The organism is Notoacmeibacter marinus (assembly GCF_002238045.1).
GTDB lineage: Bacteria > Pseudomonadota > Alphaproteobacteria > Rhizobiales > Rhizobiaceae > Notoacmeibacter > Notoacmeibacter marinus.
The window spans coordinates 501,774-524,298 of sequence record NZ_NBYO01000002.1 but is presented as its reverse complement, the minus strand read 5'-3'; the positions used below and the strand labels follow the sequence as shown (position 1 = coordinate 524,298).

General features: G+C 62.7%; 26 protein-coding genes. 14 read left to right on the top strand and 12 right to left on the bottom strand.

Going from position 1 to position 22,525, the window contains the following annotated elements; all coding sequences use genetic code 11:
- Window positions 1-89 precede the first annotated feature (89 nt).
- Window positions 90-1,007, bottom strand: coding sequence for an oxygen-dependent coproporphyrinogen oxidase (gene hemF, locus B7H23_RS10675; protein ID WP_094077384.1), 918 nt, complete (start codon window positions 1,005-1,007; stop codon window positions 90-92).
- Window positions 1,008-1,148: 141 nt separating this feature from the next.
- On the opposite strand from hemF, the gene B7H23_RS10670 reads away from it, so the two are divergent.
- Window positions 1,149-1,397, top strand: a complete 249-nt coding sequence (locus tag B7H23_RS10670) for a hypothetical protein (RefSeq protein ID WP_094077740.1) — start codon at window positions 1,149-1,151, stop codon at window positions 1,395-1,397.
- On the opposite strand, the gene B7H23_RS10665 is transcribed toward B7H23_RS10670, so the two are convergent.
- Entirely contained in the window at window positions 1,398-1,895 is a 498-nt protein-coding gene (locus B7H23_RS10665; protein WP_094077739.1) for a tRNA (cytidine(34)-2'-O)-methyltransferase, read from the bottom strand. It lies immediately after the preceding gene.
- A 146-nt stretch (window positions 1,896-2,041) separates the two neighbouring features.
- Here B7H23_RS10665 and B7H23_RS10660 point away from each other — a divergent pair, with 146 nt between their 5' ends.
- The 7 genes from B7H23_RS10660 to B7H23_RS10630 all read left to right on the top strand — a co-directional run bounded on the left by B7H23_RS10660 (window position 2,042) and on the right by B7H23_RS10630 (window position 10,118).
- Window positions 2,042-3,922 (top strand): ABC transporter ATP-binding protein, encoded by a 1,881-nt coding sequence (locus tag B7H23_RS10660; protein ID WP_094077383.1) that lies wholly within the window; start codon window positions 2,042-2,044, stop codon window positions 3,920-3,922.
- Window positions 3,919-5,853 carry an ABC transporter ATP-binding protein gene (locus B7H23_RS10655; RefSeq protein ID WP_240535064.1) on the top strand — a complete coding sequence of 645 codons (1,935 nt, stop codon included), beginning with the start codon at window positions 3,919-3,921 and terminating at the stop codon, window positions 5,851-5,853. Before B7H23_RS10660 ends, B7H23_RS10655 begins: the two co-directional genes overlap by 4 nt.
- A 5-nt stretch (window positions 5,854-5,858) precedes the next feature.
- Window positions 5,859-6,212 (top strand): DUF6665 family protein, encoded by a 354-nt coding sequence (locus B7H23_RS10650; protein WP_094077382.1) that lies wholly within the window; start codon window positions 5,859-5,861, stop codon window positions 6,210-6,212.
- A gap of 201 nt (window positions 6,213-6,413) precedes the next feature.
- Window positions 6,414-6,995, top strand: coding sequence for a ubiquinol-cytochrome c reductase iron-sulfur subunit (gene petA, locus B7H23_RS10645; RefSeq protein WP_240535063.1), 582 nt, complete (start codon window positions 6,414-6,416; stop codon window positions 6,993-6,995).
- Between the two features lie 23 nt (window positions 6,996-7,018).
- Entirely contained in the window at window positions 7,019-8,293 is a 1,275-nt protein-coding gene (locus B7H23_RS10640; RefSeq protein ID WP_094077380.1) for a cytochrome b, read from the top strand.
- A 296-nt stretch (window positions 8,294-8,589) separates the two neighbouring features.
- Window positions 8,590-9,429 carry a cytochrome c1 gene (locus B7H23_RS10635; RefSeq protein WP_240535092.1) on the top strand — a complete coding sequence of 280 codons (840 nt, stop codon included), beginning with the start codon at window positions 8,590-8,592 and terminating at the stop codon, window positions 9,427-9,429.
- A 128-nt stretch (window positions 9,430-9,557) separates the two neighbouring features.
- Window positions 9,558-10,118, top strand: a complete 561-nt coding sequence (locus B7H23_RS10630) for an adenine phosphoribosyltransferase (protein ID WP_094077379.1) — start codon at window positions 9,558-9,560, stop codon at window positions 10,116-10,118.
- An 18-nt stretch (window positions 10,119-10,136) separates the two neighbouring features.
- Here B7H23_RS10630 and B7H23_RS10625 read toward each other — a convergent pair whose 3' ends face one another.
- The 3 genes from B7H23_RS10625 to ychF are packed head-to-tail and all read right to left on the bottom strand — an operon-like array spanning window position 10,137 to window position 12,236.
- Window positions 10,137-10,613 carry a MaoC family dehydratase gene (locus B7H23_RS10625; RefSeq protein ID WP_094077378.1) on the bottom strand — a complete coding sequence of 159 codons (477 nt, stop codon included), beginning with the start codon at window positions 10,611-10,613 and terminating at the stop codon, window positions 10,137-10,139.
- The gene (locus B7H23_RS10620) at window positions 10,610-11,098 is read right to left on the bottom strand and encodes a MaoC family dehydratase (RefSeq protein ID WP_094077377.1); all 489 of its coding nucleotides are present in this window, start codon (window positions 11,096-11,098) and stop codon (window positions 10,610-10,612) included. Before B7H23_RS10620 ends, B7H23_RS10625 begins: the two co-directional genes overlap by 4 nt.
- A 34-nt stretch (window positions 11,099-11,132) precedes the next feature.
- Window positions 11,133-12,236 carry a redox-regulated ATPase YchF gene (ychF, locus tag B7H23_RS10615; RefSeq protein WP_094077376.1) on the bottom strand — a complete coding sequence of 368 codons (1,104 nt, stop codon included), beginning with the start codon at window positions 12,234-12,236 and terminating at the stop codon, window positions 11,133-11,135.
- A 117-nt stretch (window positions 12,237-12,353) separates the two neighbouring features.
- On the opposite strand from ychF, the gene B7H23_RS10610 reads away from it, so the two are divergent.
- The gene (locus B7H23_RS10610) at window positions 12,354-12,683 is read left to right on the top strand and encodes an ATP-dependent Clp protease adaptor ClpS (protein WP_094077375.1); all 330 of its coding nucleotides are present in this window, start codon (window positions 12,354-12,356) and stop codon (window positions 12,681-12,683) included.
- Window positions 12,684-12,746: 63 nt separating this feature from the next.
- Here B7H23_RS10610 and B7H23_RS15910 read toward each other — a convergent pair whose 3' ends face one another.
- The 3 genes from B7H23_RS15910 to B7H23_RS10600 all read right to left on the bottom strand — a co-directional run bounded on the left by B7H23_RS15910 (window position 12,747) and on the right by B7H23_RS10600 (window position 14,635).
- Window positions 12,747-12,974, bottom strand: coding sequence for a hypothetical protein (locus tag B7H23_RS15910; RefSeq protein WP_143534760.1), 228 nt, complete (start codon window positions 12,972-12,974; stop codon window positions 12,747-12,749).
- Between the two features lie 55 nt (window positions 12,975-13,029).
- Window positions 13,030-13,797 (bottom strand): aminoacyl-tRNA hydrolase, encoded by a 768-nt coding sequence (pth, locus tag B7H23_RS10605; protein ID WP_094077374.1) that lies wholly within the window; start codon window positions 13,795-13,797, stop codon window positions 13,030-13,032.
- Window positions 13,798-13,906: 109 nt separating this feature from the next.
- Window positions 13,907-14,635 (bottom strand): 50S ribosomal protein L25/general stress protein Ctc, encoded by a 729-nt coding sequence (locus tag B7H23_RS10600; protein WP_094077373.1) that lies wholly within the window; start codon window positions 14,633-14,635, stop codon window positions 13,907-13,909.
- Window positions 14,636-14,905: 270 nt separating this feature from the next.
- Here B7H23_RS10600 and B7H23_RS10595 point away from each other — a divergent pair, with 270 nt between their 5' ends.
- Window positions 14,906-15,331, top strand: a complete 426-nt coding sequence (locus B7H23_RS10595) for a DUF7282 domain-containing protein (protein WP_139943859.1) — start codon at window positions 14,906-14,908, stop codon at window positions 15,329-15,331.
- An 89-nt stretch (window positions 15,332-15,420) separates the two neighbouring features.
- On the opposite strand, the gene B7H23_RS10590 is transcribed toward B7H23_RS10595, so the two are convergent.
- Together B7H23_RS10590 and pgeF are read right to left on the bottom strand one after the other, a co-directional pair.
- On the bottom strand, window positions 15,421-16,353 hold the full coding sequence (locus B7H23_RS10590; RefSeq protein ID WP_094077371.1) for a ribose-phosphate pyrophosphokinase: 933 nt from the start codon (window positions 16,351-16,353) through the stop codon (window positions 15,421-15,423).
- Between the two features lie 92 nt (window positions 16,354-16,445).
- Window positions 16,446-17,249, bottom strand: coding sequence for a peptidoglycan editing factor PgeF (gene pgeF / locus B7H23_RS10585; RefSeq protein ID WP_420814479.1), 804 nt, complete (start codon window positions 17,247-17,249; stop codon window positions 16,446-16,448).
- Window positions 17,250-17,343: 94 nt separating this feature from the next.
- Here pgeF and B7H23_RS10580 point away from each other — a divergent pair, with 94 nt between their 5' ends.
- Window positions 17,344-18,831, top strand: coding sequence for a protein adenylyltransferase SelO (locus B7H23_RS10580; RefSeq protein ID WP_094077736.1), 1,488 nt, complete (start codon window positions 17,344-17,346; stop codon window positions 18,829-18,831).
- Window positions 18,832-18,897: 66 nt separating this feature from the next.
- Here B7H23_RS10580 and B7H23_RS10575 read toward each other — a convergent pair whose 3' ends face one another.
- Both B7H23_RS10575 and lgt read right to left on the bottom strand, forming a co-directional pair.
- The gene (locus tag B7H23_RS10575) at window positions 18,898-20,019 is read right to left on the bottom strand and encodes a class I SAM-dependent methyltransferase (protein WP_240535062.1); all 1,122 of its coding nucleotides are present in this window, start codon (window positions 20,017-20,019) and stop codon (window positions 18,898-18,900) included.
- Window positions 19,965-20,840, bottom strand: a complete 876-nt coding sequence (gene lgt, locus B7H23_RS10570; RefSeq protein ID WP_094077734.1) for a prolipoprotein diacylglyceryl transferase — start codon at window positions 20,838-20,840, stop codon at window positions 19,965-19,967. Before lgt ends, B7H23_RS10575 begins: the two co-directional genes overlap by 55 nt.
- A gap of 115 nt (window positions 20,841-20,955) precedes the next feature.
- Here lgt and B7H23_RS16240 point away from each other — a divergent pair, with 115 nt between their 5' ends.
- The 3 genes from B7H23_RS16240 to B7H23_RS10555 all read left to right on the top strand — a co-directional run bounded on the left by B7H23_RS16240 (window position 20,956) and on the right by B7H23_RS10555 (window position 22,525).
- Complete coding sequence (locus B7H23_RS16240; protein WP_094077369.1) at window positions 20,956-21,363, top strand: accessory factor UbiK family protein; 408 nt, start codon at window positions 20,956-20,958, stop codon at window positions 21,361-21,363.
- A 299-nt stretch (window positions 21,364-21,662) separates the two neighbouring features.
- On the top strand, window positions 21,663-22,160 hold the full coding sequence (locus B7H23_RS10560) for a type III secretion system chaperone family protein (protein ID WP_094077368.1): 498 nt from the start codon (window positions 21,663-21,665) through the stop codon (window positions 22,158-22,160).
- Window positions 22,161-22,165: 5 nt separating this feature from the next.
- Window positions 22,166-22,525, top strand: a complete 360-nt coding sequence (locus B7H23_RS10555; RefSeq protein ID WP_094077367.1) for a tRNA-binding protein — start codon at window positions 22,166-22,168, stop codon at window positions 22,523-22,525.

Genomic DNA, 22,525 nt, shown 5'->3' with positions numbered 1-22,525 from the left:
GATATGCTGCCTTCTGATCCGCATTGCGCTCTATCGCAATTAGGTCCGTCCGGCGCATCGTCCAAAGATCACGTTTGATGCGGGTCATTTCACGGCCATTTCACCGTGGGCGGCATGGAGGACAGGATGGAGTGGACATTGCCGCCGGTCTTCAGGCCGAAGATCGTGCCGCGATCGTAGAGCAGGTTGAACTCGACATAGCGGCCGCGGCGGATGAGCTGTTCCTGCCGCATCGCATCGGTCCATGGCAGGCCGACATTCCTGCGCACCAGTTCCGGATAGACGTGCAGGAAGGCGCGTCCGACATCCTGCGTGAAGGCGAAATCCGCCGCCCAGCCGCCATCCTCGTCCGCCGAGTGCTGCCAGTCGTAGAAGATGCCGCCAATGCCGCGCGGCTCGTTCCGGTGGGCGAGGTGGAAATAGCTGTCGCACCAAGCCTTCATCTTCGGATAGTCGGCGACGGCATGGGCGCGGCAGGGTGCTTCCATCGCTTGGTGGAAGGCGATGGCGTCCGCATCGTCCTGCGTCCGGCGCGCATCGAGCACGGGGGTGAGGTCGGCGCCGCCGCCGAACCACCAGCTCGTCGTCACCACGAAGCGGGTGTTCATGTGCACCGCCGGCACGTTCGGGTTCCAGGGATGGGCGATCAGGCTGATGCCCGAAGCCCAGAAGCGCGGATCGTCCGCCGCGCCGGGGATCTGCTGGCGGAACTCCGGCGAGAACTCGCCATGGACGGTGGAGGTGTGGACGCCGACCTTCTCGAAGACGCGGCCGGCCATCATGCTCATCACGCCGCCGCCGCCCTTGCCCTCATCGCGCGCCCAGGGCGTCTGGACGAAGCGGCCCGGCTCGTCCGCGCCCCCGGCAAACGGGCCGTCCGCCTCGTCCTCCAGCGTCACGAAGGCGGCGCAGATCTGGTCGCGCAGCGTCTCGAACCATTGGCGCGCCGTCTTCTTCTTCGCCTCGATGTCGGCGGGTAGGCCCTGCGGCAGGGTGGGGCGCTCCATGATTTATCCTCGGCTGTTGCGGCTGGGGTCAAAATAAGGCGGCCCGGCGTTGCGGCCACCGATTCGCAATTTGCGCCGGCCATGCCTAATCTTACCGGTAAGGGCAAGCCCGGCAGGGCTCGCCTGAAACGAGTGGAGGCCATGATGGGTCCGCCAAAACGTCCTGCCCTGAAGGGGTTGTCGCAGCAGATCGCCGCTGGGCGCAACGGCGCGGGCGACAGTTTCGTGCGCGAGACCTTCCGCCTGCCACGGCCGCAGGCGCGGCAGACCGCGCGCGACTTTCTGGACCGCTGGCCGAAGGCGGCCTACTGGAGCGAGGTGGAAAGCTGGCGCATTGTCGGCGATGACGAGATCGAGTTCACCATGCGCCGCCTGAAAAGCGCCGATTAGTCAGGCTGATCTACCGTCGAGAGCGAATTGCCGCGCCATTTCGCCCGCCACCATGGCCGCGCTGACAGCCAGGTTCAGGCTCCGCGCATCGTCGCGCATGGGAATCGTCAGCCGTTCATCGGCGGCTTCGTGAACGTCATCCGGCACCCCGGCGCTCTCGCGGCCGAACAGGGCGACGTCGTCGCGCCGCCAGTCGAAGGCGTGATAGAATTTTTCGGCTTTGGTGGTCAGAAGGACCAGCCGGCGACCCTCGGCCTTTCGCCAGCCGTCGAAGGCGGCCCAGTCGTCGAAGCGGGTGAGCGCGGCCATCTCAAGATAATCCATGCCGGCTCGTTTGAGGGCGCGATCGGAGAGGTCGAAACCGGCCGGGCCGATCACCGCGACGGGCAGGTTCAGGCAGGCGCCCATGCGCAGAATCGTGCCGGTATTGCCGGGAATATCGGGCTGGTAGAGCGCGATCAGGGGCTGGCCATCCGGCGGGCTTTTATGATCCGTCATGATCGGCTCGTAAGCTGGGCGCGCAAGAAAGGCTGGCGGGCCGGCGTGGAAAAGTGCGTTCAGCCGCCTTATATCGTCCCGGCGTGATGCGCCATGCGCGCACGTCCTCCACAATCCATCTTTCACCATCGAGCGGGCGGGAGCACATGATCGATTCTCTATTCCGCCGCTTCGAACGGCTGACCGATCCCTTCCCGGAGGCGTCCGTCGAGCAGCCGCCGACGGGACTATGGGCGTTCATCTGGCATCATACGAAGCCGATCTGGCCGTTGGTGGCGGTGGGCGGCGTTCTGACGGCGCTGATCTCAGTGGCGCAGATCGTGATCTTCAGCTTCATGGGCGACATTGTCGACTGGCTGGCCGGGCGCCCGCCGGACGAATTCTTCAGCAATGAGTTCTGGACGCTCCTCGGCATGGGGGCGCTGATCCTCATCGCCATGCCGATTCTCGGTATCCTGCACGATCTGCTGCTGTTCCAGACGCTGGCCGGCAATTTTCCGATGATTATCCGCTGGCAGGGGCACAAATATCTGCTGCGGCAATCGGTCAGCTTTTTTGCCGACGAGTTCGCGGGCCGTGTCTCGACCAAGCTGATGCAGGGCGCGCTCGGCATTCGCGAGGTGGTGATGAAGACGGTCGACGTCTTCGCCTATGTCGCGATCTATTTCCTCGGCGCCGTCGTCCTGATGGCGACGTTCGATCCGGTGCTGATGATCCCGTTCATCGTCTGGATCGTCGCCTACACGGCCATTCTCGTCTTCTTTCTGCCGCGCCTGCGCAAAACATCCGAGGTGCAGGCGAATGCCCGAAGCGAGATGACGGGCCGTGTCGTCGACAGCTACACCAATATTGCGACGATCAAGCTGTTCGCCCATGCCGGTCGCGAAGAGCGCTATGCGCGCGATGCGATGGACCGGTTTCTGCATACGGTCTTTCCGCAGATGCGGCTGGTGACACTGCTGAACACCTGTCTGGGAATGGCCAATGCGCTGCTGCTGTTCGCCGTCGGCGCGCTCGGCCTGTGGTCCTGGTCGCTCGGCACGGCGTCGGTCGGCGCGCTGGCCGTCGGTCTCGGCCTCGTCATGCGGCTGGAAGGCATGAGCCATTGGGTGATGTGGGAACTGGCCGGCCTGTTCGAAAATCTCGGCATGGCCGAGGACGCCGCGACCATGCTCGCCAAGCCGCAGGCCGTGACCGACAGGCCGGGCGCCAAGCCGCTGGTGGTGCGCAAGGGCGCGGTTCATTTCGACAATGTCAGCTTCCATTATGGAAAGGGCGAGGGCGTGATCGGCCATCTCGATCTCTCCATCCGCCCCGGCGAGAAGATCGGCCTTGTCGGTCGCTCCGGCGCCGGCAAGTCGACGCTCGTCAATCTGCTGCTGCGCTTTCACGATGTCGAAGAGGGCCGCATCACGATCGACGGCACCGACATCGCCTCTGTCAGTCAGGACAGCCTGCGCGCCCATATCGGCGTGGTGACGCAGGATACGGCGCTGCTGCACCGCTCGGTCCGCGACAATATCCAGTATTCGCGGCCCGATGCCGCCATGGAGGAGATCGAGCGGGCGGCGCGCGAGGCCAAGGCCATCGACTTCATCGGCGATCTCAGCGATCCGACGGGGCGGACCGGTTTCGACGCCCATGTCGGCGAGCGCGGCGTCAAGCTGTCCGGCGGCCAGCGCCAGCGCATCGCCATCGCGCGCGTGATGCTGAAGGATGCGCCTATCCTGGTGCTGGACGAGGCGACTTCCGCGCTCGATTCGGAAGTGGAGGCCGCCATTCAGGACAGTCTCGACCAGTTGATGAAAGGCAAGACGGTTATTGCAATCGCACACCGGCTGTCGACCATCTCACAGATGGACCGGCTGGTGGTGATGGATCGGGGTGCGGTCGTCGAAGAGGGCACACATGACGATCTGATCGCGCAGAACGGCCTCTATGCGCGGCTCTGGGCGCGGCAATCGGGCGGGTTCCTGCATGTCGATGAAACGACGGACCGTGACGCGCCGGGGGTGGCGGCGCAGTGAGGCAGGCCGGCCAGTCCCCCGATCTGCCGACGCAGGCTGACGAGCTTCGCACCGATTACAACCGGCGCGAAACCGTTTCCGACCGCGTCTTCGGCGTCACCGAAAATTATATCGATCCGTTCGAGAAGGATGATGACGGCCTTCTGCCACGCGAGGCGATGGCGTTCATTCTGCATTTCGCAAAGCAGGCGAAGGGCCCGTTCGCGGCGATGCTGATCGTCGGCGGCCTGTCCGGCGCGGTGGATGCGGCGCTCTACTGGTCGGTCGGCTGGCTGGTCGATCTGATGGAGCGGGAAGGGCCGGCCGACTTCCTCGCCGAGAACTGGCTGTCGCTGACCGGTCTGCTCGTCCTGATCCTTATCGTCCGGGCGGCGGTGATGATCGGCCAGACCATGCTGGAGCAGCAGGTCATCTCGCCGCGCTTCATCGCAATGATTCGCTGGCAGGCGTTCCGCCGCGTGATCGAGCAGCCGCTGTCCTTCTACCAGAACGATTTCGCCGGCCGCATCGCGCAGAAGATCATTCAGGCCGGCGAGAGCACCACCGATCTCATCACCTCGATCATCGGCACGTTCTGGTCGTTCGCCACCTTCGTGGTGCTGACGGCTTCGATTCTCGTCGCCATGGACCCGATTCTCGGCGTGGTGGTGGCGGTCTGGGTGGTCTGCTACCTCGCCGTCGCACGGTTCCTGCTGCCCCGGGTGCGCAAGACCTCGAGACGCCGGGCCAATGCTCGCTCCATCCTGAGCGGCAGGCTCGTCGACGCTTTCACCAATATTCTGGCGGTCAAACTGTTCGACGATGGCCGGCGCGAACATGCCTTCGTGCGCGAGGGAGTGGAGCACCTGCTCTACGCAACGGCCCATGCGGCGCGCGCCATCACCACCGTGCGCGCCTCCGTCGCCATTCTGAACGGCGCGATGATGGCGGCGGTCGGCGTGGTGGCTGTTCGTGGCTGGATGGCCGGCGATGTCTCCACGGGCGCCGTCGCGGCAGCCATGGGACTGGTCTTCCGCCTCAACCAGATGAGCGGCTGGGTGATGTTCAACATCAACGGGATCGTGCGCAATTTCGCCACCGTGCAGGACGCCACCGCCACGATCTCCGTCCGCCCGGCGCTGCAGGATGCGCCGGACGCCATCGAGATCGACCGCGCCAATGGCGCGATCGCATTCGAGAACGTCTCGTTCGGTTACGGGCGCGACGATATGCCGGTTATCAGCGATCTTTCGTTCCGGATCGAGCCGGGCGAGAGGGTCGCCATTGTCGGGCCGTCCGGCGGCGGAAAGACGACCATTCTTTCGCTGCTGCTGCGCCTGTTCGACGTGGAGTCCGGACGGATCACGCTGGACGGGCACGACATTCGCGACCTGACCCAGAGCTCGCTGCGCCGACAGTTCGGCATGGTCAGTCAGGAGCCGATGCTGATGCACCGGTCGATCCGCGACAATATCGCCTATGGCCGGCCCGAAGCGAGCGACGCCGATATAAGGGAGGCGGCACGGCGCGCCGCCGCCGACGGCTTCATTCAGACGGTCGGCGATCATCGCGGGCGCAATGGCTATGACGCCCATGTCGGCGAGCGGGGCGTCAAGCTCTCCGGCGGCCAGCGCCAGCGTATCGCGGTGGCGCGCATGGTGCTGAAGGACGCGCCGATTCTGGTTCTCGACGAAGCGACCTCGGCGCTCGATTCGGAGATCGAGGCGGCGATCCAGGATTCGCTGGAGACGTTGATGGAAGGCCGCACCGTCATCGCCGTGGCGCACCGCCTCTCCACCATTGCGCGGCTCGACCGCATCATCGTGATCGATGAGGGCCGCATCGTCGAGCAGGGCAGTCACGACGATCTGCTCTCGCAGGACGGGCTTTATGCGCGGCTCTGGAAACGGCAGACCGGCGGGTTCCTGCCGCGGAACCTTGCCGCCGAATGAGGCCGATGACGCTCCGCCCGCCCTCCCGTTATCGCGAGCGCCTGACGGCTATCGAGGAAAGCTGCGATGCGCTCGGCTATGAGATCGCGGCGGAAAAGGCCAGCAGTCTCGGGCGGGCCGGCAAGGCTGTTGGCGAAGCCATGGACGCGCTGCGCGCCTTCGAGAGCGAACACGGCTCCAACAATGCTGACATGGGTGAAACCGCCCGGCGGGAAAGGACCCGTCTGCTCAAGCGTGCCGCCGCGGCCACGCATGCCTATTTCATCCAGCGCGAATTATGCGGCCTCAGGCGCCATCATGATGCCATCGCGCTGTTCGGCATTCCGCCCGCAGTGCTCGCTCGGCTTGGCGCGACCTGAAAGATCGGCATTCGCTCCACCGCTTTTGGACGAAAGTAATGTGCGGGTCACTGGACAAGGTTGCCTCTGGACAATAGAAGGGCGCGAAAAGACCGGGTAGTGGGGTATTCCGGCGGCATGGGCACGTATCTCGTTGCATGACAGCCGTCTGATCCGGCGGTGCTCTACCGAAGGCCGGTCTTCCAGCAGAGGATGGTGAACGTGAGCGGAAACGACACGATCGTACATGACGGCGAGGACGAGACGACCCGCCGCGATTTTCTCTACATTGCGACGGGTATGGCGGCGGTCGTCGGCACCGCAGGGGCGCTTTGGCCCTTTATCGACCAGATGCGCCCGGATGCGTCGACACTGGCGCTCGCGTCCATCGATGTGGACGTCTCGGCGATCGAGTCGGGCATGAGCCTGACCGCCAAATGGCGCGGCAAACCGGTCTTCATCCGCAACAGGACGGATGAGGAGATCGAGGAAGCCAATTCGGTCCCGCTCGACGATCTGAAGGATCCGATTGCCCGTAACGACAACATCGCCGTCGAGGCGGAAGCGACCGACTTCAACCGCTCGGCGGGCGAGGGCAAGGAGAACTGGATCGTCATGATCGGCTCCTGCACCCATCTGGGTTGCGTGCCGCTCGGCCAGGCCGGCGATTTCGACGGCTGGTTCTGTCCCTGTCACGGCAGTCACTACGATACGGCTGGCCGTATCCGCAGAGGTCCGGCGCCGACCAATCTCGCCATTCCGACCTTCGCCTTCACCTCTGATACGACCATTCGTATCGGCTGATTTTCCGGAAGGGGCCTTCTTCGATGAGCGGACATTCCACTTATACGCCGAATAGCGGGATCGAGAAATGGATCGACGCCCGCATGCCGCTGCCGCGGATGATGTATGACAGCTTCGTCTCCTATCCCGTGCCGCGCAATCTGAACTACGCCTACACGTTCGGCGGCATCCTGATGGTGATGCTGATCGTCCAGATCCTGTCGGGTGTGGTGCTTGCGATGCATTATGCGGCTGAGACCGGCGTCGCCTTCTCTTCGGTCGAGAAGATCATGCGCGACGTCAATTCCGGCTGGCTGCTGCGCTACATGCACGCCAACGGCGCATCGTTCTTCTTCATCGCCGTCTATCTGCACATGGCGCGCGGTCTCTATTACGGCTCCTACAAGGCGCCGCGCGAACTGCTCTGGATCCTCGGCGTTCTCATCCTCTTCCTGATGATGGCGACAGCCTTCATGGGTTATGTGCTGCCCTGGGGCCAGATGTCCTTCTGGGGCGCGACGGTCATCACCGGCTTCTTCACCGCCATACCGGTGATCGGCGAGTGGCTGCAGACCTTCCTGCTAGGCGGTTTCGCGGTCGACAATCCGACCCTCAACCGCTTCTTCTCGCTGCACTATCTGCTGCCCTTCATCATCACCGGCGTCGTGATCCTTCACGTCTGGGCGCTGCATGTGGTCGGCCAGACCAACCCGACCGGTATCGAGGTGAAGAGCAATACGGACACGCTGGCCTTCACGCCCTATGCGACCGTCAAGGACGGCCTCGCCATGGTCGTGTTCCTGCTGGTGTTTTGCTACTTCCTGTTCTACATGCCGAACTATCTGGGCCATCCGGACAACTACATTCCGGCCAACCCGCTCGTGACGCCATCCCACATCGTGCCCGAATGGTACTTCCTGCCGTTCTACGCGATCCTGCGCGCCATCACGTTCAATGTCGGTCCGATCGATTCCAAGCTTGGCGGCGTCATCGCCATGTTCGCCTCGATCGCGATCCTCTTCGTGGTGCCCTGGCTCGATACGTCGCGTGTGCGCTCGGCGGCCTACCGGCCTTGGTACAAGCTCTTCTTCTGGCTGTTCGTGGCCGACTGCATCTTCCTCGGCTGGCTCGGCTCGCGACCGGCGGAGGGCTGGTACGTGGTCGCCTCGCAGCTTGCAACGCTGTTCTACTTCGGCTTCTTCGTGGTCATCATGCCCTTGCTCGGTCTTCTCGAGACGCCAAGGCCGTTGCCGAATTCGATAACGGAAGCGGTGTTGAAGAAGAACGACGATGCGGTTGCCGCACAACCCGCCGAATGAGTGGCTCGGACCAGCGACAGGGAATGAAACTTATGAATACGCTTCTGAAAGGCCTGGTCGGCATCGGTTTCGGGCTTGGTGTCGCCACCACCGCCTATGCGCAGGATCAGGTCGAGGAACCGGCGGCGACCGAGCAGGCCGCGCCTGCTGAGCAGACCGAGGCCGAGACCGCCGCACCGGAAGGTGAAACGGCCGAACAGCCGGCGGTCGAGCCGACTGCTGACGGCGAAGAAACCGCCGCGCCGGCTGAGCCGGTCGATGAGACCCCGGACGCCGCACCGGCGGAAGAGGGCGACATGGCCTCCGCAGAAGAGGAAGGCGGCGACGAGGCCCATGCGGGCGATGACGGCCATGGCGAAGAAGATTCGCATACGCCGCACTATCCGCTCAAGAAGCCGCGTCACGCCGAATGGAGTTTCGCCGGTCCCTTCGGCCATTACGACGTCGCCCAGCTCCAGCGCGGTCTAAAGGTCTACAAGGAGGTCTGCTCGGCGTGTCACGGTCTCGACCGGGTGGCGTTCCGCGATCTCGAAGAACTTGGCTACTCCGAAGAGCAGGTGAAGACATTCGCCGCCGATTATGAGGTTGAAGACGGCCCGGACGCCGATGGAGAGATGTTCACCCGCGCGGCCGTCGGTTCGGATTATTTTCCGTCGCCCTTCCCGAACCAGGAAGCTGCCGCGGCTTCCAATAACGGGGCTGCGCCGCCGGACTTCTCGCTGCTGGCGAAGGCGCGGGCCGTGGAACGCGGCTTCCCCTGGTTCGTCTTCGATATCTTCACCGGCTATGCCGAGAACGGACCGGACTATATCTACAGCCTTCTGCTCGGCTATGACGAAGAAAAGCCGGAGCATATCGAGCTGCCGGACGGCGTTTATTACAACCCCTACTTCATCTCGTCGGCGGGACTGGCAATGGCCAAGCCGATCGATGACGACATGGTCGATTACGATGACGGCGCTCCCCAGACGCTGGAGCAGTATTCCAAGGATGTTTCCGCCTTCATGATGTGGGCGGCGGAACCGAAGCTGGAAGAGCGCAAGAAGATCGGCCTTCGCGTCATGCTCTTCCTGCTGCTGTTCGGCGCGCTGCTCTGGCTGACCAAGCGCAAGGTCTGGTCCGGCGTGAAGCACTGAGGCAGTCTTCTGCCGCTGCGAAATTTGGGGCGTCACCTTACGGGTGGCGCCCTTTGCTTTAGAGAGCGCTCTTGTCAGCCGGTCGTCCGCGCGGCAAAACGGGATCGCTATCATCCAAAGGACAATCCATGCCATCGACGATTGCCGATCCGGCGCTGGCCGAGCGCCTGCGCGCCGCCATCCGCACCATTCCGGATTATCCGAAGCCCGGCATTCTGTTTCGCGACATCACGACGCTCTTGTCCAACGGTCCGGCCTTTCAGGACGCCGTCAACGCGATTGCCGGCCGTTTCGCGGATGAACGAATCGACAGCGTGGCCGGCATCGAGGCGCGCGGATTCGTTCTGGGCGGCGCGGTGGCGCATGCCATGGGCGTCGGCTTCGTGCCGATCAGGAAAAGCGGCAAGCTGCCGCACCGGACCATCAGCCGCGAATATGCGCTGGAATACGGAACGGATCGGTTGGAAGTGCATATCGACGCACTGCCGGACAATGCGCGGGTGCTGGTCATCGACGATCTGATCGCGACCGGTGGCACGGCGCTGGCCGGCGTCGAACTGGTCGAGGAACTGGGCGGCCATGTCGTCGCGGCAGCGTTTGTGATCGACCTGCCGGATCTCGGTGGAGCGGCAAGGCTGGCCGCCCGCGACGTCCATGTCGAGATCCTGCTCAGTTTCGACGGTCACTGAGCGCCAGCGTCTTCCTAGCTATCTGGTGCTTATGAACACCGTCGATACGAAGCGCATAACGCTTTCATCGTTCTGGTTCGTCGCTTCGATTTCGGATTGCATCAGGCCCCAGCCCGGACGCGATTGCGATGCTCTCGCCGCAAGCAAAGTCGAACGGTAGGCCAGCGTATCGCCGGCATAGGTCGGGCGAAGCCATTTCAGATCGCGGAAGCCGGGGGATGGGCCGCGGTCCGGCATCGCTCCGGTCCAGCCCATGGCCTCACGAAGCGCCGTCTCCCCGTTCCGTACGTAGAGTTTCATAAACACTGCGCAGCAGTGCCAGCCGGAGGCGCAGAGCCGGCCGAAATGACTTTGCTCCGCCGCCGTTTCATCCAGGTGAAAGGGTTGCGGATCGAATTGCCGGGCAAAGGTCTTGATCGCTTCGGCTTCGAATGTGTAGCTGCCGAGCTCCAGACGCATGCCGGGCTGCAACCGCGAGAAGAACGTCTGCGTCATGCACCGGTCTCCGCGCTGGCATTGTCGGGGTCACGGAGCCGGACCATGGCTGGATAGCGCATCGTCGCAATCGTCTCGCCCTTCTGATTGTTCAAAACGGCATCGAAATAGACGAAGCCCCGACCGGGACGCGAATGCGAAACGCGTCGTTCGCCGACCGTCACCACGCCGGAAAGCGTATCGCCGGGTCGCAATGGCTTCATCCAACGCACTTCATCCACGCCGGGCGCGCCCTCGGACAGGCTGTTCAGGACAAAGACCTCACAGGCCATCGCCATGAAGAGGCTGCATATATGCCAGCCCGAAGCGATCAGCCCGCCGGTAAACTGCGCCTGCTGGCTGTCGCCGTCGAGATGAAATGGCTGCGGATCGAACTCCGCGGCGAAGGCAACGATCTCTGCCGCGCTGACCGTACGCGGTCCGAGCGCGAATTGTCGCCCGACCGTCATGTCCTCGAAGGCCAGCATCTGCTCGTTGCCACTCATCTCATCGTTCCGTCATTTCGCCCCGTCGCCAACATCAGGTGTTGAAGCGGAACAGCAGCACGTCGCCATCCTGCACGACATATTCCTTGCCTTCATCGCGGGCCTTGCCGGCTTCCTTGGCGCCCTGCTCGCCCTTCAGCGCGACATAATCGGGGTACGCAATGGTCTGGGCGCGGATGAAGCCGCGCTCGAAATCGGTATGAATCACACCGGCCGCGCCGGGCGCCTTGGTGCCGCGCGTCACGGTCCAGGCGCGAGTCTCCTTCGGACCGGCGGTGAAATAGGTGATGAGGTCGAGCAGTTCGTAACCGGCCCGGATCAGCCGGTCGAGACCAGGCTCCTCCAGTCCCATCGTTTCCATATATTCAGCGGCTTCCGCATCGTCGAGTTGGGCGATCTCCGCTTCGATGGCGGCGGAAATGACGACGGTCGATGCGCCCTGTTCGTCCGCCATCGCCTGGACGGCGGCGCTGTGATCGTTGCCCTTGGTGGCGTCTTCCTCGGCGACATTGCAGACATAGAGGACGGGCTTGCTGGTCAGGAGGTTCAGGCCGCGCAGGATTTTCAGGTCTTCGGCCGCGATGCCATCCAGCATCAGGCGAACGGGTTTGCCCTCCTGCAGCAGCGACAGCGCCCTCTCCATCATCGGCAATATGGTGATGGATTCCTTGTCCTTGCCGGTCGCCTTCTTGCGCGTGCCGACGATGCGCTTTTCCAGGCTGTCCAGATCGGCCAGCATCAGCTCGGTCTCGACCGTATTGGCATCGGCAACGGGGTCGATCCGCCCCTCCACATGGGTGATATCGCCATCCTCGAAGCAGCGCAGCACATGGACGATGGCGTCGACTTCGCGAATATTGGCGAGGAACTGGTTGCCGAGCCCTTCGCCTTTGCTTGCGCCGCGAACGAGGCCGGCAATATCGACGAAGGAGATACGCGTCGGGATGACTTCCTTGCTGCCGGCGATGCTCGCGATCGCCTTCATGCGGCTATCGGGTACGGCCACTTCGCCGGTGTTCGGCTCGATGGTGCAGAAGGGGTAGTTGGCGGCCTGCGCCGCGGCGGTCCTGGTCAGGGCGTTGAAGAGGGTCGACTTGCCGACATTGGGCAGTCCGACGATGCCGCATTTGAAACCCATGGGTGGATCGGTCCTTGGAAACGTGCTCGATTTTCCGGCAGGCTATGGGCGAGGGGAGGGCAGGCGTCAAGCGCTGCTCTAATATCGGTCTCGATCCGCCTGCAAACGAGGCTTGCCATGACTGACAGCCCGACCCTTCTTGATGATGCGCCGGAGATCGAGCGCGGAACGATCACCGAGCCCAAGGTGGAGAAACCGCGACTCTACAAGGTGATTCTACTGAACGACGATTACACGCCGCGCGATTTCGTCACCATGGTGCTGTGCGCCGTCTTCCGCATTCCGACCGACACCGCTCACCGGCTGATGATGACCGCGCATCGCATGGGAAGCTGTGTCGTCACGGTCGCGACGCGCGAGATCGCCGAGGAAAAGGCGAAGGAGGGCACAGACCTCGCCAAAAGCGAAGGTTTTCCGCTGATGTTCACCACCGAACCGGAGGAGTGAGATATTTATACCAATCAACCTGACAACAAATGCAGCACAGCATACTGAGAAAGTGCTTAATTGCTACTCATTTAAGAGTTTATAAACTCGTTCAGCCGTGTCCGTTAAAGCCTGTTCGCTTTCTTTGTATGAGATCGGTCCAGATACGCCATCGATAAAAATAATCTCTTCTGTCCTTATATCTTTTGGTCCGCCGAGCAGAGTAAAATCAACCGCTCTTTCTATTAGCTTGGCATTTCGTATATATCCGTCTTCGGCCAAAACTTGGAAATTCAGCAGTTCCCTTTCCATGACACTGCTCCCTCAACAAACCTGAATAAGAATATAGCGAGTCGCTACATGCTTTTCACCCCTTCCCCAGCAACTTCTTCAGCATTTCCGCCATCGGGCCGGTGGTGGGCGGGGCGATGGCAGGACCGTTCTGGCGGGCCTGATGGATATGGCTCTTGCCCTTTGGCGCCGGCTTTTTGTTGGGGGCGGCGCCTTCGCCGACCTTTGGCCGCGTGGGTTTTGCTGACGCCGCCTTGTTCTTCGGTGCCGGGGCCTTGCCCTGCATCGCCAGCGCGACCCTGTTCATGAAGTCGCTGTCCTTGCCTTCCGCAAGCATCGGCATGGCGTCGGCAATCGCGTCCAGCAGCGGCTCCAGCCACTCTGCGTCTGCCTTGGCGAAATCGCCGAGCACATGACGGGTGACGAGTTCCTTGCCGCCCGGATGGCCGATGCCGATGCGCACGCGCCGATAGTCCTTGCTGCAATGGGCGTCGATGGAGCGAATGCCGTTATGGCCGCCCGCGCCGCCGCCGGTCTTCACGCGCACCTTGCCCGGTGCAAGGTCCAGTTCATCGTAGAGGACGATGAGATCGGATGTCTCAAGCTTGTAGAAGCGCATGGCTTCGCCGACCGCGCGGCCGCTTTCGTTCATATAGGTCTGGGGCTTGAGGATCAGCGCTTTGTCGCCGCCAAGCCGGCCTTCCGCCAGTTCGCCCTGAAACTTTTTCGTGAACGGGCCGAAGCCGTGCCGCCGGGCGATCTTGTCGGCCGCCATGAAGCCGATATTGTGCCGGTTGCCCGCATATTTCGTCCCGGGATTGCCGAGACCGACGATCAGCAACATGACGTCACCTTTCCGTTTTGCCAGTTCCGCACTTGGCAAAGCACGGGCCAAAAGAAAAGGGGCGGATCGCTCCGCCCCTTCGTATCATTCTCATGGACCGGCTTTTGCCTCAGTCCTGATCGGGACGGTCCGTACCGGCTTCTTCGGTGGCGGATTCTTCGCCCTCGACCGTGTCGACATTCTGTTCGATCACTTCCGTCTCGGTCACTTCCTCGTCGTCGCTCTGCGAAGCCAGGGAATCGGCGGCGGCGATCGTTGCAATGGTGAAATCGCGGTCGGTGATGGTCGGCTCTACGCCTTTCGGCAGCTTGACGCTCGAAATGTGAAGCGACGCGCCCATCTCGGCGCCCGCAAGATCGAGCTCCAGCGCGTCCGGAATGGACGTTGCGGCGCAGACCACTTCCACTTCGTGGCGAACGACGTTCAGAACGCCCGGCACGATGGGATCGCCGTTCTCGTCTTCGCTTGCGGTTGGGTGGAGGCCTGGCGACTGCTCTTCATTGATGAAGTGCACGGGGATCGCCACCGTCACCTGCGTGTTCTTGCCGACCCGCAGGAAGTCCACATGCATGGTGAAGTCCTTCACCACATCGACCTGAAAATCCTTCGGCAGGACCTGGATCTTCTCGCCATCCACATCGATCGTCGCGATGGTGGTGAGGAAGCCGGGCGTGGTCGCCTTCAGGTGCACGTCCTTATAGGGCAGGGCGATGGACAGGGGGTCTTTCTTGTCGCCGTAAATCACGGCGGGGATCTTGTTTTCACGGCGCAGTGCGCGGGCGGACCCCTTACCGACCCGTTCGCGACGCTCGGCCGCGAGCTCGTAGCTCTCGCTCATAGCGTAGTTCCTTTCAAATTATGGAGTGACGTTTTCGCTGTGCCAAAACGCCGGAGGGCGAACCGACGGCTGCCCGTCCTTCGCCCCGACCACGGTGCCTCCAAGGGTGTCTGCGTGGCTGGCAGGGGCCTTATCGCATTGCGGGAGTAAGGGCAAGCGCCATGAAAATTCCCTGAAATGGCCATGGAACAGGAAACGCCGGCAGTCCGTTCTCTACCTGACGACGATCGCGCGATGATCATGCGATCGCTTCGACTTTTGGAGGACGATATGAACAAGCTTATTCTTACGACCGCAGCGGCTTTCGCACTTGGTGTTTCCGGCGCCTATGCGCAGGACAACAACGACAACGATCAGGCCAGTTCAGCAGCCATGATCGGCGTCGATAACGCAAAAGTCGAGGACGGCAAGATCACAGGCATCAGCGTCAACACCGATACGGCCGGTTATCTGGTCGTGCATGACGACGCAGAAGGCGCGGCTCCCGCCAATCTCGGTCACATTGCGGTCCAGCCCGGCAGCACCGATGATCTTTCCATCGAGTTGACCGGTACGCCGGGACCGGGTCTGTCGCTGATGCTTCATGACGAGACCAATGACAACACGACCTATGATTTCGGTCCGGGCTCGACCGATGTCGATACGCCGACCATGCGTAATGGCGAGCCGGTCGTGAAGGCCATCGACGGCATGTGATCGGTCCGGCCACGCGGCTTGAATGAGAAGGGGCGCCAATCGGCGCCCTTTTTGCTGGACTGCTTTGGAAAAAAACGCCGCGTTTCCGTTCAATCGAAGAGCGAAGAGACCGACTGCTCCAGCGCCGTGCGATTGATGGCTTCGCCGATCAGCTGATCGATCGAAAGAACGCGGATTTTCTCGGCGTTCTTGACCGCTTCGGTCGGCTGGATGGAATCGGTGATGACCAATTCCTTCAGCTTGGACGTTTCGATCCGCTCCACCGCCTTGCCCGACAGCACGCCATGGGTGATGTAGGCCGTGACGGATTTCGCGCCGCGATCCATGATGGTCGCGGCGGCATTGCAGAGCGTGCCACCGGAATCGATGATATCGTCGATCAGGATGCAATCCTTGCCGGTAACATCGCCGATCACGTTCATGACCTCGGATTCGCCGGGGCGGTCGCGTCGCTTGTCGACGATGGCAAGCAGTGCATCGAGACGTTTGGCTAAAGCCCGGGCGCGTACCACGCCACCCACATCGGGCGAAACGACCATGGTGTTGGAGAGGTCGTATTTGGCCTTCACGTCGCGCGAGATGACCGGCACCGCGTAGAGATTGTCGGTCGGAATGTCGAAGAAACCCTGAATTTGCCCGGCGTGAAGGTCCAGCGTCAGGACGCGGTCGGCTCCCGCCTCGGTAATCAGATTGGCGACGAGCTTGGCGGAGATGGGCGTACGCGCGGCAGGTTTGCGGTCCTGTCGGGCATAGCCGAAATAAGGAATGACCGCCGTGATGCGCTTTGCCGATGAACGACGGAACGCGTCGATCATGATCAGCAGTTCCATGAGGTGGTCGTTCGTCGGGAACGAGGTGGACTGCAGGACGAACACGTCCTCGCCACGCACATTCTCGTTGATCTCGACGAATATTTCCTGATCCGCGAAACGGCGGACCGAAGCCTTGCCAAGCGAAATATCAAGATAGCTGGCGACGGCGTCGGCCAGATGCGAATTGCTGTTACCCGCGAAGAGCTTCATCAAAAAAACGTTCCGGCCGATGTCCTGCCGCTGCCATAAGGGGCAGGGCCGCCCTTTGCAACCCGCGATGAGATGGGGAGGTGTGGAGAAGCTTAACGGGCCAGCATGATCGCGCTGATCTGTCGGCCGTAATCTCCTTCGCCGCGATGGGTGGTGCGGCGATAGGAGAAGAAGCGGTGCTCGTCCTCATAAGTGCAGAGCCCCAGCGTCTCGGCCTGTACGCCGAACTCTGCCAGCCTGTTCAGCGTAAAGCCCACGAGATCGAAAAGAGCATGACCCGTCTTCTGGGACGGGGCGAACCAGCGGTGGTTGTCTTCGTTCGCCATCAGAAAGCGTTCGACGAATTCGGGCCCGACCTCATAGGAGGGCTGGCTGATCGATGGGCCGAGGATAGCGACAATGCGCTGGCGTTCCGCGCCGAGCGCCTCCATTGCGTGGACGGTGTTTTCCAGAATACCGCTGAAGGCCCCGCGCCAGCCGGCATGGGCCGCGCCGATCACACCGGCGTCGGGATCGGCAAAGAGGACCGGCCCGCAATCGGCCGTCACCACGCCAATGGCGACGTCCGGCGTCTTCGTCACCAACGCATCGGATTTCGGACGCTCGCCGGAAAGCGGGGCGTCGATGGTAACGACATCGGGCGAGTGGATCTGCCAGGGTGTCGAGACCAGCGGATCGCTGCCGAGGGCGTCCGCCACGCGCCGGCGATTAGTCTCGACTTTGCCCGGCTCGTCATCGCTACCGGCGCCGATATTGAGCGAGTCGTAGATACCGTTCGAGACACCGCCCTGCCGGGTGAAAAAGCCGTGGCGAATGCCTTTCAAGGCATCGAGGGCGCCATGGCGAATGATGGGCGGCACTTCGCGCCCTTCTTTCATTTCGGTCTCAGACGTCATGGGCTGGTCGCTCTCCGGTGGTTTCGAGGCGGTCTGGACGACCTACATAGAACGGGAAAGCGCCAGAACAGTGCGCGGCCGAACCGGCAGGATCATGACAGAGCAATTTCCGACATTCCACAACAGCTATACCCAACTGCCAGAACGCTTCTACGCCCGGGTTGCCCCGGCAAGGCCCAAAGCGCCGGCGCTGCTGGCCTTGAACAAGGGGTTGGCCGAAGTGCTCGGTCTCGATGCCGCATGGCTCCGCAGCGAGGAAGGGCTCGCCATGCTGTCGGGCCAGCGCCTGCCGGAGGGAGCAGCCTCCATCGCCATGGCCTATGCCGGTCACCAGTTCGGCGGCTGGGTGCCGCAGCTCGGCGACGGACGCGCTATTTTGATCGGCGAAGTAACCGGCACGGACGGCGTCCGGCGCGATCTGCAATTGAAGGGCGGCGGGCCGACGCCGTTCAGCCGGGGCGGCGACGGGCTTGCCTGGCTCGGACCGGTGCTACGCGAATATGTCGTTTCCGAAGCGATGGCGGCGCTCGGCGTGCCGACCACGCGGTCGCTGGCGGCTGTTGCCACAGGCAATGAGGTGGTCCGCGAGACGGTTCTGCCGGGCGCGGTGCTGACGCGCGTCGCTCGATCCCATATCCGGGTCGGCACGTTCCAGTATTTCTCGGCGCGACGCGATGTGGAGGCTGTCAAAATGCTGGCCGATCATGTCATCGCCCGGCACTATCCCAAAGCGCGAGAGGCCGAGAACCCGTATCTCGCGATGCTGGAGGCGGTTATCGATGCGCAGGTCGCGCTGGTCAGCCACTGGCAGTCCATCGGCTTCATCCACGGCGTGATGAACACCGACAATATGACGCTATCGGGCGAAACCATCGATTACGGTCCCTGCGCCTTCATGGACGATTACCACCCCGATACGGTGTTCTCGTCGATCGACCGGGGCGGGCGCTACGCCTATTCCAACCAGCCGCCCATCGCCCAATGGAACCTAGCGATCCTGGCCTCGGCGCTTCTTCCGATCCTGAACGGGGACAAGGATCTGGCCATCGCCGATGCGCAGGCGCTGATCGACAGCGTGTCGCCGCGTTTCGATGCGGCCATTGTCGCGCGATTCCGCAGCAAGATCGGCCTTGCCGACGAACGGGAGGAGGGCGATCCGGCGCTGGTCGCCGACCTTCTGTCGCGCATGTCGGCCAATATGGTGGATTTCACCAATCTGTTCCGCGCTCTCGGCAAGCTGCCGAATGAGGGTGGGCCTTCTACCGACGCGCCAGCGCGCGATCTCTTTGCCGATCCGACCGTCTTTGACAAATGGGCGGAGGTCTGGCGGCGGCGTCTGGCTCGGCAGGGCATATCCGAAGCGGAGCGCCAGGCGGCAATGGATGCGGTCAACCCGGCCTTCATCCCCCGCAACCATCGGGTGGAGGCGATGATCGCGGCGGCGCTGAACGGTGATCTGACGCCAATGCACGAATTGATGGATGTGCTGTCGCGGCCCTATGAGAGCCGGCCGGACAAAGCCGATTATGCGGCTCCGCCGACCGATCAGCAGCGCGTGACCGCGACCTTCTGTGGGACGTAAGTCTTCAAAACCCGATTCGGATTGTCCGGCTAACTGACCTTGCGAAAAGGACAATTCGTCCGGCCTTCATTCCGTTTGAGAAGGCGTGATCTCGATCACCTTGAAGAGGTCGCCCATTTCGTCCGGCTCGTTGCCGGCGAGACGCTGCACTTCGCCGCGGAGATGATCCTGTGTCTGGTCGTCCTTGCCCGCGCCGAGCGCGCCGGCGCGTTCCAGAAGGCCATGGCGCAGCAGCCACTCGCCCTGCGTCGAGAGGGTGACGTTCAGATCGTGGCTTCGGGCGGTGGCGGCGAGCGCGGCAAAATCGACATGGGAGGTCAGATCGGCGCGGCCCGGCTCGGCCAGCGGGTCGGCATAGGCATGGCGAGCGACCGCCTGGAACGTGTCGCCGAAGCCGGGGTCAACGTGGCCGTAATCGAAGAAGAGCGCGGCACCGCCCTGCCGGGCGAGGCGATGGGCGATCTCATCCATCAGGGCTCCACGCTGCGGCGAGATTTCCAAAACAGCGCCGATGTCAGTTGCCTTTAGGCTGGGCGACAGCAGGGCATCGTCGATCGTGCCCGGCCCAATGCCGAAAGCCAGATCGTTTTCGTCGTCCAGCAGAACGACGCGTTCGCGCCAGCCCTTTTCCGTTCTGACGAATTGCTGGAAGGGCAGGGCATCGAACAATTCATTGCCGACAATGATCAGCGGGCTGTCCGGCGCGATGTCGTCGAGCGAAGCGACATGCCTTGCCGCGATGCCCGTTTCGGCAAGCCGCTCGGCCTGCAAGGTTTGCAGACGCGGGCTCGCCTCGATCAGCACGGCATCGGCGGCTTCCATCATATCCGGAGCGAGGGCGGCGACGGTGCGGCTCATATCGGCGAAAAGCGTGCCGCGGCCCGGCCCGATTTCCGCAAGCGTGAATGGGTGCGGGGCGCCGAGCCTGTTCCAGTGGCCGACCAGCGCCGCGCCGACCAGTTCGCCGAACATCTGGCTGATCTCCGGCGCGGTGGTAAAGTCGCCATCGGCGCCGAACGGCTCTTTCGTCGTGTAGTAGCCGTCCGCCGGATCGAACAGGCAGAGCGCCATGTAATCGGCAATGCGCATCGGCCCGTTCGCGGCGATCTGCGCGCTGATCCTGTCTTTCAGACTCATGCGGACGAAGCTGGTGCGCTCTCCGGCCGGCGGGCCGTCACCATTGCCCATGTGCCTGCCAGCACCATGGGAATCGACAGCACCATGCCCATCGTCAGCCAGCCGCCGAACAGATAGCCGAGCTGGGCATCCGGCACGCGGACGAACTCGACCAGAATGCGGCAGACGCCATAGCCTGCGACGAAGGCCCCGCCGACGAATTTCGGCCGTTTGAGCATCAGCCGGCTGTGGGTCAGCCAGCGCAGGATGAGAAACAGTACGATACCCTCGAGAAACGCCTCGTAGAGCTGGCTCGGATGGCGCGGCAGCCCTTCCGGGTCGGTCGGAAAGATCATCGCCCAGGGCAGGTCGGTCGGCGCGCCCCACAATTCGGCATTGATGAAATTGGCGATGCGGCCGAAGAACAGCCCGATCGGCACCGCCGCCGCGACGACATCGAGCATTGACCAGGTGGGAATGCCATGGCGGCGACTGTAGAGAATCATGGCGAGGATGGTGCCGAGCGCGCCGCCGTGAAAGCTCATGCCGCCCGACCAGATCTGAAGGATTGCCGCCGGCTCGGAGAGATAGCGCATCGGCTCGTAGAACAGCACATAGCCGAGACGTCCGCCGAGCACGACGCCAACCATTGCCCAAAGCAGAAAATCGTCGGTTTGCTGCGCCGTCATCGGCGCGTGGCCATGTGCCCATAGCCTGTTATTGCGCAGCAGGCGCTTGACGTAGAACCAGGCCAGCAGCAGGCTGACAATATAGGCGAGCCCGTACCAGCGGATGGCCAGCGGGCCGACCGAGAAGATGACCGGATCGATTTCGGGGTAGGGGATAAGGGCAAGGGGGCGCAGGGCGTCCAGCACGAAAGGGCTTCCTTCCATCGGTCGGGCGGGAATGGCGCGGACCATGCGCGGGCCGGCGTCCCCGGGTCAAGATGTCTCTTGCAACGCAGCAAAGTGACGTTAAATCCAATTGAGACCAATTTTGGAGCGTGCCATGCAGAACGACGATCGCAACCCCTTCGGTCAGGACGAATTCGCCGGGGGCAGCCATGGCGACCCCTATGGCACCGATCCCTACGGCACCGACCCGTTCGGTCGCGCCAGAACGAGCGGACGCGGCGGTGCTGCCGGTCCAGGCCGCTTCCTCGATGAGTTGGCCCGTCTCGTTACCGACGCGGCCGGCGTTGCCCAGGGGGCGCGGCGTGAGGTGGAGACGGCGGTTCGCACGCAGGCGGAACGGTTCACCGGATCGCTCGATCTGGTCAGCCGGGAGGAGTTCGAGGCCATGCGCGATGTGGCGTTACGCGCCCGCGCCGAAGCCAAGGCCCTTGGCGAGCGCGTTGCCGCACTCGAAGCCAAGCATGCCGGCGATGACAAAGAAGCAGGCGGCGATACCGACTAGCATCACAGCCTCATTCCGACATTCGACCGTTTTCACAGAAAGTTTTCAACAAAGTGACCGGTTCGAAAAAGCCAGATGGCGGAGTCACTTATCGGTGATCTCTGAATCAATTGATTCAACCTGAAGTGTCGTTGTTCACTACTCAAATCGCCTTGGGGCTTTCGCCCGGAGTCCGGATCAATAGACTGAATCTACAAGATGATTCGAGCCAAGGCCGTCCCGGCAGGCGAGGATCCGGGCGGAGGCGCTCCATGCGCGGCGGCATGGGGCGCACGAACAGGCGACGAGGAACAGCTTACATGGCGCTCCATTCCATTTTCGATCCGCGTGACGTTCATCCGGTGGATGTCATCGAATCGGTGGCCAATGACAATCGATGGAGCTTCGAGCGCACGACCGACGACGAGATCGCCATTTCGGTTGCGGGGCAGTGGGCGGATTATCATGTCAGCTATTCATGGCTGGACGAGCACGAGGCGCTGCATCTTGCCTGCGCCTTCGACATGACGGTGACGCGCCCGCGCCAGAGCGAGATCACCCGGCTTCTGTCCATCATCAACGAGCAGCTTCTGTTCGGCCATTTCGATCTGTGGGAAAGCGAAGGCGCGGTGATGTTTCGCCATTCGCTCATTCTGCCGGGCGGGCTGGAGCCGACAGCATTACAGGTCGAGCGTCTGCTGGCGGCGTCGCTGGAAAGCTGCGAGGCCTATTTCCAGGCGTTCCATTTCGTCGTCGAGGGTTCGCGCGCCGAAGACGCCATGGCGGCTGCGATCTTCGAAACCTTCGGCACGGCCTGATCGGGATGGGCAAGGGCGGCGCACCGGCGGTCGAAACGGATTTCGATACCTTTCTCAAGGTCGATATCCGGGTTGGCGTGATCGTCGCGGCGGAGCCGTTTCCCGAAGCGCGCAAACCGGCCTTCAAGCTGCGGATCGATTTCGGCGATCCGATTGGCGAGAAGAAAAGCAGCGCACAGATCACACGCCATTACCAGGCCGACAAGCTGGTCGGCCGTCAGGTCATGGCGGTGGTGAACTTCCCGCCACGCCAGATCGGGCCTTTCATGAGCGAAGTTCTGACGCTCGGCGTGCCGGACGAAGATGGCGAAGTGGTGCTGCTGGCCCCGGATCACAACGTTCCGATCGGCGGGCGTTTGTTCTGA

What these genes read in the sequence shown, in the direction of transcription:
- B7H23_RS10670 (WP_094077740.1), top strand. Translation starts at nt 1,149, where the DNA reads ATGATGGGTCCGCCAAAACGTCCTGCCCTGAAGGGGTTGTCGCAGCAG.
- B7H23_RS16240 (WP_094077369.1), top strand. Translation starts at nt 20,956, where the DNA reads ATGCAGAACGACGATCGCAACCCCTTCGGTCAGGACGAATTCGCCGGG.
- B7H23_RS10555 (WP_094077367.1), top strand. Translation starts at nt 22,166, where the DNA reads ATGGGCAAGGGCGGCGCACCGGCGGTCGAAACGGATTTCGATACCTTT.
- B7H23_RS10575 (WP_240535062.1), bottom strand. Translation starts at nt 20,019, where the DNA reads ATGGGCAATGGTGACGGCCCGCCGGCCGGAGAGCGCACCAGCTTCGTC.
- B7H23_RS10625 (WP_094077378.1), bottom strand. Translation starts at nt 10,613, where the DNA reads ATGACGCAGACGTTCTTCTCGCGGTTGCAGCCCGGCATGCGTCTGGAG.
- B7H23_RS10600 (WP_094077373.1), bottom strand. Translation starts at nt 14,635, where the DNA reads ATGAGCGAGAGCTACGAGCTCGCGGCCGAGCGTCGCGAACGGGTCGGT.
- B7H23_RS10610 (WP_094077375.1), top strand. Translation starts at nt 12,354, where the DNA reads ATGACTGACAGCCCGACCCTTCTTGATGATGCGCCGGAGATCGAGCGC.
- B7H23_RS10660 (WP_094077383.1), top strand. Translation starts at nt 2,042, where the DNA reads ATGATCGATTCTCTATTCCGCCGCTTCGAACGGCTGACCGATCCCTTC.
- pth (WP_094077374.1), bottom strand. Translation starts at nt 13,797, where the DNA reads ATGTTGCTGATCGTCGGTCTCGGCAATCCCGGGACGAAATATGCGGGC.
- B7H23_RS10640 (WP_094077380.1), top strand. Translation starts at nt 7,019, where the DNA reads ATGAGCGGACATTCCACTTATACGCCGAATAGCGGGATCGAGAAATGG.
- hemF (WP_094077384.1), bottom strand. Translation starts at nt 1,007, where the DNA reads ATGGAGCGCCCCACCCTGCCGCAGGGCCTACCCGCCGACATCGAGGCG.
- B7H23_RS10630 (WP_094077379.1), top strand. Translation starts at nt 9,558, where the DNA reads ATGCCATCGACGATTGCCGATCCGGCGCTGGCCGAGCGCCTGCGCGCC.
- B7H23_RS10580 (WP_094077736.1), top strand. Translation starts at nt 17,344, where the DNA reads ATGACAGAGCAATTTCCGACATTCCACAACAGCTATACCCAACTGCCA.
- B7H23_RS10650 (WP_094077382.1), top strand. Translation starts at nt 5,859, where the DNA reads ATGACGCTCCGCCCGCCCTCCCGTTATCGCGAGCGCCTGACGGCTATC.
- B7H23_RS10620 (WP_094077377.1), bottom strand. Translation starts at nt 11,098, where the DNA reads ATGAGTGGCAACGAGCAGATGCTGGCCTTCGAGGACATGACGGTCGGG.
- B7H23_RS10560 (WP_094077368.1), top strand. Translation starts at nt 21,663, where the DNA reads ATGGCGCTCCATTCCATTTTCGATCCGCGTGACGTTCATCCGGTGGAT.
- B7H23_RS10665 (WP_094077739.1), bottom strand. Translation starts at nt 1,895, where the DNA reads ATGACGGATCATAAAAGCCCGCCGGATGGCCAGCCCCTGATCGCGCTC.
- B7H23_RS15910 (WP_143534760.1), bottom strand. Translation starts at nt 12,974, where the DNA reads ATGGAAAGGGAACTGCTGAATTTCCAAGTTTTGGCCGAAGACGGATAT.
- B7H23_RS10595 (WP_139943859.1), top strand. Translation starts at nt 14,906, where the DNA reads ATGAACAAGCTTATTCTTACGACCGCAGCGGCTTTCGCACTTGGTGTT.
- ychF (WP_094077376.1), bottom strand. Translation starts at nt 12,236, where the DNA reads ATGGGTTTCAAATGCGGCATCGTCGGACTGCCCAATGTCGGCAAGTCG.
- B7H23_RS10590 (WP_094077371.1), bottom strand. Translation starts at nt 16,353, where the DNA reads ATGAAGCTCTTCGCGGGTAACAGCAATTCGCATCTGGCCGACGCCGTC.
- pgeF (WP_420814479.1), bottom strand. Translation starts at nt 17,249, where the DNA reads ATGACGTCTGAGACCGAAATGAAAGAAGGGCGCGAAGTGCCGCCCATC.
- B7H23_RS10635 (WP_240535092.1), top strand. Translation starts at nt 8,590, where the DNA reads ATGGCCTCCGCAGAAGAGGAAGGCGGCGACGAGGCCCATGCGGGCGAT.
- lgt (WP_094077734.1), bottom strand. Translation starts at nt 20,840, where the DNA reads ATGGAAGGAAGCCCTTTCGTGCTGGACGCCCTGCGCCCCCTTGCCCTT.